The following is an 11,159-nucleotide window of genomic DNA, read 5'->3' as shown; positions in this document are numbered from 1 at the left end:
CGATTGGATCGGACATACTGAGTACAGTGAAACCAGAATAGAGCAATTAGATCACATCTTTAATCTGATTGGTATCATACCGTGTTGAACCGCATGAGCCTGTGGCAGTACGCCCTGTTGCTGCTGATGCTGGTCACGTTCGCGTTCTATTCCCTGCCCACCTTCTTCGGTGAGCAGCCCTCCCTCGGTCTGCACGGCCAGTCGCGCCTGAGCGACGCGCAGCGCACCCTGCTGGCCGAGAACCACATCGACCCCCTCAAGCAGATCGCCCAGGGCGACCGGATGGCGCTGGTGTTCGCCAGCCAGGGGGAGCAGCAACTGGCCAAGCAGTTGCTGGAGCAGCAGGGGCTGGACAGCGCCGCCCTGACCCTGGAGTTCTACTCCAACGCCCCGGCCTGGATCAGCCGGCTCGGCGCCGACCCCATCAAGCTCGGGCTGGACCTGCGCGGTGGCTCTCAGCTGCTGATCGGGGTGGACGTGGATTTCGTCATCGACAACCAGACCAAGAACCTGGTGGATACCCTGCGCACCCGTTTTCGCGAGGCCAACCTGCGGGGGGCCAGCGTGATGCGCACCGCCCAGGGGAGCGTGGCCGTCACCCTGCCCGACGTGGCGGGGCAGGAGGCCTGGCTCTCCATCATCAAGGAGAGTGCCGGTACCCGCCAGGATCAGTGGACACTGAGCCGTTCCGGCAATGCACTGACCCTGGTGCTGAGCGACGCCGAGCGCACCCTGCTGGTGAACAACGCCGTGACCCAGAACCTGTCGATCCTGAAAAAGCGGATCAACGAGCTCGGCATCGTCGAGGCCTCGGTGGTGCGTCAGGGGCAGGACGGCATCCGCATCGAGTTGCCGGGGGTGCACAACCCCAAGCAGGCGAAAGAGGTGATCGGCGCCACCGCGTCCCTGGCCTTCTATGAAGCCAAGGCCGACAGCCGCTTCTTCATGGCGGATCGCAGCGGCCAGGCGGTGGGGCTGGCCCGCCAGCCGGTGCTGAGCGGCGAGCACATCGTCGATGCCCGCGCCAACATGGGGGAGATGGGGCAGCCCCAGGTCAACATCGTGCTCGACACCCTGGGGGGGAGCAAGATGAACCAGTTCAGCCGCCAGCACGTGGGCAAGCCCATGGCCACCGTCTTCACCGAGTACAAGACCAACACCGAAGGCAAGCTGCGCGCCCGAAGCGAGGTGATCAACGTCGCCACCATCCAGACCGCCCTTGGCAACCAGTTCCGCATCACCGGGATCGGCAGCCTGCCCGAGGCCCAGGAGCTCGCCATGCTGCTGCGGGCCGGGGCCCTCACCGCGCCGCTGAAGATCCTGGAAGAGCGCAGCATAGGCCCGACCCTGGGTCTGCAGAACATCGAGGCGGGCTTCACCGCCCTGGCGTTCGGCATGGCGGGCATGATGCTGTTCATGATGGCCTGGTATCGCAAGTTCGGCTGGGTCGCCATCACGGCGCTGGTCGCCAACCTGCTGATGCAGGTGGGGATGCTGGCGGTATTGCCGGGGGCCGTGCTGACCCTGCCGGGGATCGCCGGTCTGGTGCTCACCGTCGGCATGGCGGTGGATACCCATGTGCTGATTTTTGAGCGGATCAAGGACCGGCTGCGGGAAGGGGGGTCTTTGGCCAACGCCATCGACTTTGGTTATCGCTCGGCGTTTCGCACCATCTTCGATGCCAACATCACCACCCTCATCTGCGCCGTGGTGCTCTATGCCATCGGCTCCGGGCCGCTGCAGGGCTTCTCCATCACCCTGATCCTGGGGCTCATCTCCAGCATGGTGACCGGCATCTGGGGCACCCGCGCCATCATCAACCCCCTGTGGGGCAACAGCCGCGCCAAGCTGCTGAGGGTATGACCATGAACCGACTTCATCACCATGACGCCGCGCCCGTGAGTCTGTATGACCTGCGCACCGACCGCTTCCTGCCGGGAAGTCTGAACCACCTGACGTCGAGGGAAGAACAATGCTGAGAATGATCCTGGCCATGGGGCTGACCCGCTGGCGCTATATCGGGCTGTGGGCCTCCTTGCTGCTGACCCTGGCCTGCGTGGCCGTCCTTGCGACAAAAGGGCTCGCCCTCGGGCTCGATTTCACCGGCGGGATCCTGCTGGAGTTTCGCATCCAGACCCTGAAGGAGGCCCATGAGCTCAACGCCCTGCTGACGGCGCCCCTGGCGGGGGTGGTGGAGCTGCACGGCGCCGGTGTGCCCGGCGAGTGGCTCATCAAGCTGCCCCCCCACGCACTGCCCTGGGCGGCGGAGGATCTGGCGACCATGCTGGGGCAGCAACTCGCCCTGCCGGTGGAGCTCTTGCGCACCACCATCGTCGGGCCCCAGGTGGGCGCGGAGCTGTTCCAGCAGGGGATGCTGGCGGTGCTGGTGGCCTCGCTCGCCATCTCCGCCTACCTGGCGGTGCGCTTCGAGTGGCGCCAGGCCATCGGCATCCTGGTGTCGGTACTGCACGACGGTCTGGTGGCCATCGGGCTGCTCGCGCTCTTTGACATCGAGTTCGACCTCAACGTCATCGCGGGCCTGATGGCGGTGATAGGCTACTCCCTCAACGACAGCATCGTCATTTCGGACCGGTTGCGGGACTTGCTGGGGTCGCGTGCCCGCATGGGGATCCACGAGTGCTCGGACGTGGCCATCAAGGCCACCTTCAGCCGCACCATGATCACCTCGGGCACCACCCTCTTCACCGTGGGGGCCCTGCTCCTGTTCGGCGGCGACGCCCTCTACGGCTTCTCCTTCACCCTGTTCGCCGGCATCCTGGTGGGGACGCTCTCCTCCATCACGGTGGCCTCCACCGTGCAGGAGCTGCTGGGGCTCTCCCCCCAGGCCTACCAGAAAAAAGAGGAGGAGCTGGCCGAGGCGGCGTGACCGCCGAGCGCCCCGTCACGGGGCTCATGGGCGGCCAGTGCGGCCGCCCCGGGCAAAAAAGGAAGGCGAATGCCTTCCTTTTTCCATTCTGCCAGAGGGGGGCGGCGGTCCCGAAGGCCGGGTTGGGGCGGCGGGTGTGACGCGGCCGAGCAGAAGTTGAAAAGTGTAATGAAATGCATGTTTTAGGCGCTATTTTCGGGGCCCGCATCGGCTACCCTGGCAGGGAGTCTATGGATGGAGTAAGCACTCATGAATATCGCTCGTCGGCTTCAACTCATTGCCCTGCTGGTCATGCTGGCCCTGGGGTGTCTCAGCTGGTTCAGCATCAGCAGACTCTCCTCCGCCAATGCGGATCTCAGCTATGTAACAGACAACACCGTTCCCAGCATTTCCACGATCAAGGAGATACAGACAGACTTCTACGCCCTGCATTCATTGATCCAGGCGCACGTGCTCAACACCGACGACGGCAAGATGAGTCAGATAGAGCAGAGCATTGCATCCCTTCACACCAAGATGGACGCCCTGCTGAGCCAGTATGAAAACGGGATGATCTCCAATGAGGAGGACAGGCAGCTCGTCGCCGATGATCGGCGCCTGGTTGCCCAGTACGGCAAGGCCTCTGAAGACGTCCTGCGCCTGTCCCGCGAGAACAAGAATGTAGAGGCCAGAGAGGCGATCGACAAGGAGCTTGCCCCCTTGTATGAGCAGCTTACCAAGGCCATCGACAAGCACGTCCACTTCAACATCCAGCAAGGTGACGCCGTCAAGCTGCGAGGCGAGCAGAATGCCGATAGCAGCATGCAGGCCCTGTTGTTCATCTCGGTGGGCACGGGTGCCCTCACGCTGGTGCTCTTTCTCTGGCTGTTCAGGCAGGTCGCCAATCCCCTCCGTCTGGCCATGGCGACCCTGTCCGAGATCCAGCGCGACCTGAACTTCACCCTGCGGGCCAATGTGAGCCAGCAGGACGAGATCGGCCAGACGCTGACGGCGGTCAACCGCCTGCTGGACACCTTGCAGCAGACCTTCACCGAGTTTTCGGTGGGCAGCCTGCAGATCAAGAGCACGGCAGAGTCCCTCTCCCAGGCGGCCCAGCACATGGCGGAGTCGGCGAGTCAGGCCAATGACGCCACCAGCCTTATCGCCGCCGGGGTGGAGGAGATGAGCGTGAGCATCACGGACATCTCCCAGCGCACCCAGGAGACCAGCCGCATCACCAATGAATCCGGCAAGCTCGCCAGTGACGGCGGGGCCACCATAGAGCGCACTGTGCTCGCCATCAACGACATCGCCGACGCCATTCGTCAGGCCTCCCGCGATGTGACGGCGCTGGGGGAGGGGATCTCCCGCATCGGTGGGGTGGTGAACGTCATCAACGATGTGGCGGGGCAGACCAACCTGCTGGCGCTCAACGCCGCCATCGAGGCGGCGCGGGCCGGTGAGCAGGGACGCGGCTTTGCGGTGGTCGCCGATGAGGTGCGCAAGCTGGCGGAGCGGACGGCCCAGTCGACCCAGGAGATCTCAAGGACGGTGGAGGCTATCCAGCAAGGGTCCGAGGCCACGGTGGCCAGAATGGTCCTGGTGGAGGAGAAGGTGGCGCAAGGGGTGGCCATGGCGACGGAAAGCGGTGCCATCATCACCCAGATCCGCCAGGCCTCCCATCGCGTCATGGATCAGGTCGGCGAGATCACCCTGGCCATCCGCGAGCAGACCTCGGCGGCGGAATCCATCGCCCTCCAGGTCGAGCAGATAGCCCAGGTGGTGCAGCAGACCAGCAGCACGGCGGTGGAGACCTCCGCCGCCGCAGAGGAGCTGAACGTGACCACGGAAAATATCCACGAGCAGATCTCCCGCTATCGCATCCAGTGATGTGTGGATCGGTTGTTCTCTCCCCGCCATGCCCATGGCGGGGATTTTTTTATGTCAGAACCCCGAACCGGGCTGTTGCAGGAAGGCGACCTCTTCCTCCGTGCTCGCCCTGCCCAGGATGGCGTTGCGGTGGGGGAAGCGGCCAAAGCGATCGACGATCACCTGGTGGCGCCGGGCAAAGTCGGCAAAGCCTTCGAAGGTGGCCCGGGCCGGGCCTGTGGCCTGCTCGTCGGCCAGCGCCTCGAACAGGGCGACGCTTCTGGCCTGCTGCTCTCTGGACTCCGCGTGCTCGAGGGGCAGATAGAAGAAGACCCGGGCCAGCGGCGAGAGCCCCTTGTCGACCCCGAGGGTGAGCCCCTTGAGGCACAGCGCCCTGGCCTTGTCGTCCTGGGCGAAGGCGGCGGGGGTGTGGCGGTGAAGGTTTCGCGGCAGCTGGTCCAGCAGCAGGATGAGGGCCAGGCGCCCTGCGGGATCGTCCTCCCAACGGGCGAGCTCGCCCGCTGCGGCACGGGCCGCCAGTTCGCCGAAGCGTGAGGCCAGCAGGGCATCGGTCTCGCTGCTCTTGCCCCACCAGAGGGGGGCCTGACGGGCGGCACGGGGGGCGTCGTCTGCGTCATCGCCAAACCAGAAATCGAGCAGAGGTTGCCAGGGTTGCATGGGAACTCCTTGGGCCGGTTGCCGTGAGGTGAAAACGGAGCAGGGGATCTGCCATGGGGGGCTGCCGCCGTGGCGGCTTCCCGTTACACTGTGCCATCTTTTGCCCCAAAGGGTGATCCCCGGATGGGCCCGTGATCCCCTGACCCCCTCATCACCCTGACCGGGGCAGCCCGGATGTGTCCCACTCAATAGAAGGAATGCCAGATATGGCCGGAGCCAGTTTGTTGACCCTGCTCGATGATATTGCCAGCGTGCTCGATGATGTCGCCCTGATGACCAAGGTGGCGGCGAAGAAGACGGCCGGGGTACTGGGGGACGATCTCGCCCTCAATGCAGAGCAGGTCTCCGGGGTGCGGGCCGAGCGTGAGCTGCCGGTGGTGTGGGCGGTGGCCAAGGGATCGTTTCGCAACAAGCTCATCCTGGTGCCTGCCGCCATCGCCATCAGTGCTCTTATCCCCTGGCTCATCACCCCGCTCCTGATGCTGGGGGGGGCCTACCTCTGTTTCGAGGGGGCGGAGAAGCTGGTCCACAAGTTCCTGCCCCACGAGGAAGAGGCGCATCAGGCGGCGCCGGTGCCCGAGGATCTGGCGGCCTATGAGCGCCAGAAGGTGAAGGGGGCCATTCGCACCGATTTCATCCTCTCGGCGGAGATCATCGTGATCGCCCTCGGTACCGTGCAGGGGTCGAGCCTGGGCCTGCAGATCGCCGTGGTAGCGGGCATCGCCCTGCTGATGACCGTCGGGGTCTATGGCCTGGTGGGGCTCATCGTCAAGCTCGACGACATCGGTCTGCACCTGTTGCAAAAGCCCGATGGCGGCGCCGTGCGCCGGGCGGTGGGGCAGGGGCTGCTGGTGACGGCGCCCCGTCTGATGCACCTGCTTGCCCTGGTGGGCACCATCGCCATGTTCATGGTCGGCGGCGGCATTCTGGTCCATGGCTGGCCCTTCCTCCATCATCTCATCGAAGGGACGGCGGACACGGTGGCCGCCCTGCCCGGGGTCGGCGGGGTACTGGCCGTGGTGACGCCCACCCTGCTGAGCGCCCTGGCCGGCGTGGTGGCGGGGCTGGTGCTGGTGGTGGCCATGACCCTGGTGAGCAAGCTTCAGCCCGCCAAATAGGTCGCTTGTCGGGGGAGGGCCGACAGGGGCCGTCGCACCCGGGGGCGCTCTTCTGCTGGTTGCCTCGAATGGGGGCTAGGCAAGTGCCTGGCCCCCTTCGTACTATCCGGTTTCACCCGCCCGCAGAGGCGGGGTGACCCGATATGGACGCAAACAGACAAGGACAACCATGAAACCACCCGTTTGGCGAGATGATCACATCTATGCCGCCCCCGACGATCCTGCCATCGAGGCCGCCTTCCAGGAGGCTGCCCGCGCCCTTACCCGGCTTGACGCCCTCCTGTCGGACCTGCCGGATCCCGCCCATCCCGTTGCGGATGCCAATGCCCTGCGCCACCTGCTGCGGGCCATCCGCCGCGAGGCCAACGGGGTGAAGAGCCTGGCCTGGAACAGCCAGGTCTATGGTTACAACCGGCTGAGCCAGAACGGGCGCGACGAGGAGGCCCGGGTACTGCTTTCCCGGGGCCAGCAGCTGGAGGCGACCCTGGCCCAGCGCAGCAAGCCGGTGGACCTGTTCTGGGTTCGCGCCCCCGAGTCACTGGTGCGCACCCTGCTGCAAGACCCCGAGCTCTTCGAGCTGGCCTACCAGATCCATCACGACAGAGCGCTGCAGGATCAGTGGCTTTTGCTCGAGAGCGAGCAGCTCATCGAGGGGTTGGCGGTGGACGGCCTGCAGGGGTGGGGGGATCTCTACGACAACCTGGTGGGGCGGCTGCTGCCGGTGGTGGAGGGGGTGCCCATGGGGCTTGCCCAGGCGGACAACCTGCTCGCCCACCCGGACAGGGCGCGGCGCGCCAGTGCCTGGCACGCCATCCAGGGCGCCTGGGAGGCGGAGCAGGAGACGGTGGCCGCCATTCTCAACGCCATCAACGGCTGGCGCAACGAGCTCGGCCGCCAGCGCGGCAAGGAGCGCAGGCTGGATGCCCTCGAGCTCACCTGCCATCAGGAACACATCACGGACGCGACCCTGGAGACCCTGATGGCGGCGGCCGGGGAGCACAGGGAGCTCGGGCGCCGCGCCTTGCGGGCCATGGCCTGTGCCCAGCAGATCACCGACTTCGCCCCCTGGGATCTCTTTGCCCCGGCGCCCCAGGCCGTGCACGGCAAGTTCGGCTTCGAGCAGGCGCTGAATCTGGTGATGGAGGCCTTTGCCGCCTTCGACCCCGAGATGGGGGCGTTTGTCCGCATGATGGCCGACAAGGGGTGGATCGATGCGGCCCCGAGCGAGCACAGGCGAAGCGGCGCCTATTGCACCGAGTATGCCGATCCGCCCGAGCCAAGGGTCTTCCTCACCTTCGAGGGGACCATGGACAACGTCATCACCCTGGCCCATGAGCTCGGCCACGCCTGGCACAGCTGGTTGCTGCGGGATCTTCCCTTCGAGCAGCGGGGCTACCCCAAGACGCTGGCGGAGACCGCCTCCCTCTTTGCCGAGATCCTGGTGCGCGATGCCCTGCTGGCCGCCACCGACAAGGTGGAGCAGCGCCGGGCCATCGCCTGGCTGGACGGGGAGCGGGCCGCGAGCCTGCTGCTCGACATCCCCGCCCGCTTTGCCTTCGAGCGCGCCCTGGTGACGGCGCGAGAGGCGGGTTACGTGGGGGCGAGCCAGATGCGGGAGATGATGAAATCGGCGCAGCAGCAGTGCTATGGTGACGCCCTCAGCCAGTATGACGAGCTGTTCTGGGCCAGCAAGGGTCACTTCTCCATCGCCGAGTCCGGGTTCTACAACTACCCCTATCTGTTTGGCTATCTCTTCAGCCTGGGGCTCTATGCCCAGCATGCGCGGGCCGGGGGCGAGTTTGTGCCCGCCTATCGCGCCCTGCTGCGAGATACCGGTCGCATGAGCGCCGAGGCGCTGGTGGAGAAGCACCTGGGGGTCGACATCCGCGAACCCGGGTTCTGGCAGGAGAGCCTGCGCTATGTGGAAGAGGCGGTGGTGCGCCTCGAGCGGCTGGTGTGATGCCTGCCCGCGATGGTGGTGGCTCTGGCCACCTGGATTTCACGACGGGCCAGGCCCGTCCCTGACGATGAGCGTTCGATGCAACAACGAGTCTATCCACAGCAGTGGCAAAATGATCACATCTACCCCTCCCTCGACAGCTGTGTCCTCGAGGCGGACATGAGCCTGGCCCGCGCCAGCCTGGCCGAGCTGAGCGGTTTTATCGAGGGACTGGCCCAGGTTCCGCGCACCCCAGGCGCCTTGCAGGACTTCCTCAGGGAGGTACGCCTGCGGGCCCGGCGCATTCGCGACATCGGCTGGAACATCGCCGTGCTGGCCGCCTGCAAGGGGAGCCAGGACGCCCGGGATCCCCTCGCCAAGCAGGTTGCCTCCCGGGCCCGTGCCCTCAATGCGGATCTGTTCAAGACGCTTGCCCCCATCGAAGATCTGATGCTGGGGCTGCCTGCGCCCGAGTTTGAGCAACTGATGGCCGACCCCCTGCTCGGGGAGGAGGAGTACCGGCTGCGCCACGAGCGCCGCCTGCAGGATCAGCGGCTGCCGGTGGAGGCGGAGCAGCTGGTCATCGGCCTTGGCACCGACGGCCTGCACGCCTGGGGCAACCTCTACAACGATCTGGTGGGCAAGATAAGGCTGGTGATCGCGGGTCGCGAGATGGGGCTGGCAGAGGCGAGCAACCTGCTCTCCAGCCCGGATCGGGCCCTGCGCAAAGAGGCCTTCGATGCCATCAGTGCGGGCTGGGAAGGGGAGCAGGAGACGGTGGCGGCCATCCTCAACGCCCTCAACGGCTGGCGCCTGGAGCTCTCGCGCCAGCGCGGCAAACACCGGCGCCTCGATGCCCTGGATCTCTCCTGCCACCAGAGCCACATCGAGCGGGCGACCCTGGATACCCTGATGGTGGAGACCTGGCAGGCCCGCCATCTGGGCCAGCGGGCCCTGGGGCTGATGGCCGGTCACCTCGGCCTCGAGGTGCTGGGGCCGGAGGATCTCTTTGCGCCGCCCCCTGCCGCCAGCCGCCGGGAGATCCCCTTCGAGGAGGCGGTCGACATCATCGCCCAGGCCTTCGCGCGCTTTGACCCCGAGATGGGGGACTTTGCCCGCATGATGGCCGAGCGCGGCTGGATTGATGCCGCCCCCACCCCCAACCGGCGCACCGGGGCCTATTGCACCAAGTTTGCCGAGCCGGTGGAGCCGCGGGTCTTCATCACCTATGCGGGCACCATGGACAACGTCATCACGCTGGCCCACGAGCTCGGTCACGCCTGGCACAACTGGCTCATCCGCGACTTGCCCATGAGCCAGCGCAGCTACCCCATGACCCTGGCGGAGACCGCCTCCATCTTCGCCGAGACCCTGGTGCGCAGCGCCCTCTACGAGCAAGCCCGAAGCGCCGAGGAGCGTCTGGCCATCGCCTGGGCGGACGCCGACGGCGCCGCCACCTTCCTGGTCAACATCCCGGCCCGCTTCGACTTCGAGCGGGCCCTGGTGGCCGAGCGCGAGCAGGGCTATGTGTCGTCGGCCCGGCTCAAGGGGCTCACCGACGAGGCCTGGGGACGCTGGTACGAGCAGAGCCTCGACCGCTATCACCCCCTGTTCTGGGCCGCCAAGGCGCACTTCTCCATCGCGGGCTTCGGTTTTTACAACTACCCCTACCTCTTTGGCTATCTGTTCAGCCTCGGGGTCTATCAGCAGCTGATGAGCCGCCAGGCCGCAGGGGAGGAGGGGGTGGCGAAAGCCTACCGCGCCCTGCTGCGAGACACAGGTCGCATGAGCGCCGAAGAGCTGGTCGAACGGCATTTGGGGCAGGACATTCGAAAACCCGCCTTCTGGCAGGGGAGCCTGGCCCTGGTGGAAGCGGCGGTGGCGCGCTTCGCCCAGTGCGGCAGTTAACCTCACCAGACCCGGTTTGCGCCATGTCCCGCCGGGGCATGGCGCTGCCACAGCGGCCCCGGCGCGCGGTTCGGTGGCCCGAAGGGGCGTGATCCAAAGCAAGAAAGTGGGATGTTTTGGTGGCGCAAGGCCCTGTCGCTGGGGTAGTTTCGATAGAACCGACACAGTTTTTGAGGTCTTGTCCATGATCATCTATCTGCATGGCTTTGATGCCACCAGCCCCGGCAATCATGAAAAAGTGCTGCAGTTGCAGTTTATCGATGATGATGTGCGTTTCGTGCACTACAGCACGGTTCACCCTCGCCACGACATGAGCCATCTGCTCAAGGAAGTGAAGAAGCAGCTCGACATGAGCACCGATCCCAACCCCCTCATCTGCGGCGTGGGCCTGGGTGGCTACTGGAGCGAGCGGATCGGGTTTCTGTGCGGCATCAAGCAGGTGGTCTTCAACCCTAACTTGCACCCGGAAGAGAACATGCAGGGCAAGATCGACAGGCCGGAAGAGTACGAGGACATCGGCACCAAGTGTGTAACCGAATTTCGTAATAAAAATTCAGGAAACTGCCTGTGCATCCTTTCCGTTCAGGATGAAATCCGCGATAATCGGGACACTGAACGTGAATTGAAGAACTATTACGACATCGTATGGGATGAGCGCGAGACCCATAAGTTCAAGAACATCTCGCACCATCTGCAGCGGATGAAGGCCTTCAAAGAAGCCTGAGCCATCACGTCAACCGATTTCGTTTTAGGGAGCCAATGGCTCCCTTTCGTTTTGAGG

At 65.3% G+C, this 11,159-nt stretch carries 8 protein-coding genes; 7 read left to right on the top strand and 1 reads right to left on the bottom strand.

What is annotated here, in order from left to right:
* The first annotated feature begins 81 nt into the window (after positions 1-81).
* The 3 genes from secD (at position 82) to OKC30_RS07130 (ending at position 4,756) form a co-directional block, all read left to right on the top strand.
* Positions 82-1,863 (top strand): protein translocase subunit SecD, encoded by a 1,782-nt coding sequence (gene secD, locus OKC30_RS07140; RefSeq protein WP_270665395.1) that lies wholly within the window; start codon positions 82-84, stop codon positions 1,861-1,863.
* 109 nt (positions 1,864-1,972) lie between these two features.
* Positions 1,973-2,887 (top strand): protein translocase subunit SecF, encoded by a 915-nt coding sequence (gene secF / locus OKC30_RS07135; RefSeq protein WP_202395274.1) that lies wholly within the window; start codon positions 1,973-1,975, stop codon positions 2,885-2,887.
* Positions 2,888-3,136: 249 nt separating this feature from the next.
* Positions 3,137-4,756: a methyl-accepting chemotaxis protein gene (locus OKC30_RS07130; RefSeq protein WP_270809582.1), complete on the top strand. Its 1,620-nt coding sequence runs from the start codon at positions 3,137-3,139 to the stop codon at positions 4,754-4,756.
* Positions 4,757-4,810: 54 nt separating this feature from the next.
* On the opposite strand, the gene OKC30_RS07125 is transcribed toward OKC30_RS07130, so the two are convergent.
* Positions 4,811-5,413: a DUF924 family protein gene (locus tag OKC30_RS07125; protein ID WP_160839379.1), complete on the bottom strand. Its 603-nt coding sequence runs from the start codon at positions 5,411-5,413 to the stop codon at positions 4,811-4,813.
* A 206-nt stretch (positions 5,414-5,619) separates the two neighbouring features.
* On the opposite strand from OKC30_RS07125, the gene OKC30_RS07120 reads away from it, so the two are divergent.
* From OKC30_RS07120 to ycfP, 4 genes are all read left to right on the top strand, one after another.
* Complete coding sequence (locus OKC30_RS07120) at positions 5,620-6,531, top strand: DUF808 domain-containing protein (protein ID WP_041212856.1); 912 nt, start codon at positions 5,620-5,622, stop codon at positions 6,529-6,531.
* Positions 6,532-6,700: 169 nt separating this feature from the next.
* Positions 6,701-8,491 (top strand): M3 family oligoendopeptidase, encoded by a 1,791-nt coding sequence (locus OKC30_RS07115; RefSeq protein ID WP_160837673.1) that lies wholly within the window; start codon positions 6,701-6,703, stop codon positions 8,489-8,491.
* 78 nt (positions 8,492-8,569) lie between these two features.
* Positions 8,570-10,378 carry a M3 family oligoendopeptidase gene (locus tag OKC30_RS07110; protein WP_160837671.1) on the top strand — a complete coding sequence of 603 codons (1,809 nt, stop codon included), beginning with the start codon at positions 8,570-8,572 and terminating at the stop codon, positions 10,376-10,378.
* 184 nt (positions 10,379-10,562) lie between these two features.
* A complete protein-coding gene (gene ycfP, locus OKC30_RS07105) occupies positions 10,563-11,102 on the top strand; it encodes an alpha/beta hydrolase YcfP (RefSeq protein WP_103261859.1) in 540 nt (179 codons plus the stop codon).
* Positions 11,103-11,159: the final 57 nt, after the last annotated feature.

The sequence above is a fragment of the Aeromonas sp. QDB18 genome (assembly GCF_027705325.1).
GTDB classification, from domain to species: domain Bacteria; phylum Pseudomonadota; class Gammaproteobacteria; order Enterobacterales; family Aeromonadaceae; genus Aeromonas; species Aeromonas caviae.
Note: the sequence above shows the minus strand (reverse complement) of the source record. Positions and strands in the feature narration are given on the sequence as shown.

What these genes read in the sequence shown, in the direction of transcription:
- secF (WP_202395274.1), top strand. Translation starts at nt 1,973, where the DNA reads ATGCTGAGAATGATCCTGGCCATGGGGCTGACCCGCTGGCGCTATATC.
- OKC30_RS07130 (WP_270809582.1), top strand. Translation starts at nt 3,137, where the DNA reads ATGAATATCGCTCGTCGGCTTCAACTCATTGCCCTGCTGGTCATGCTG.
- OKC30_RS07125 (WP_160839379.1), bottom strand. Translation starts at nt 5,413, where the DNA reads ATGCAACCCTGGCAACCTCTGCTCGATTTCTGGTTTGGCGATGACGCA.
- OKC30_RS07120 (WP_041212856.1), top strand. Translation starts at nt 5,620, where the DNA reads ATGGCCGGAGCCAGTTTGTTGACCCTGCTCGATGATATTGCCAGCGTG.
- OKC30_RS07115 (WP_160837673.1), top strand. Translation starts at nt 6,701, where the DNA reads ATGAAACCACCCGTTTGGCGAGATGATCACATCTATGCCGCCCCCGAC.
- OKC30_RS07110 (WP_160837671.1), top strand. Translation starts at nt 8,570, where the DNA reads ATGCAACAACGAGTCTATCCACAGCAGTGGCAAAATGATCACATCTAC.
- ycfP (WP_103261859.1), top strand. Translation starts at nt 10,563, where the DNA reads ATGATCATCTATCTGCATGGCTTTGATGCCACCAGCCCCGGCAATCAT.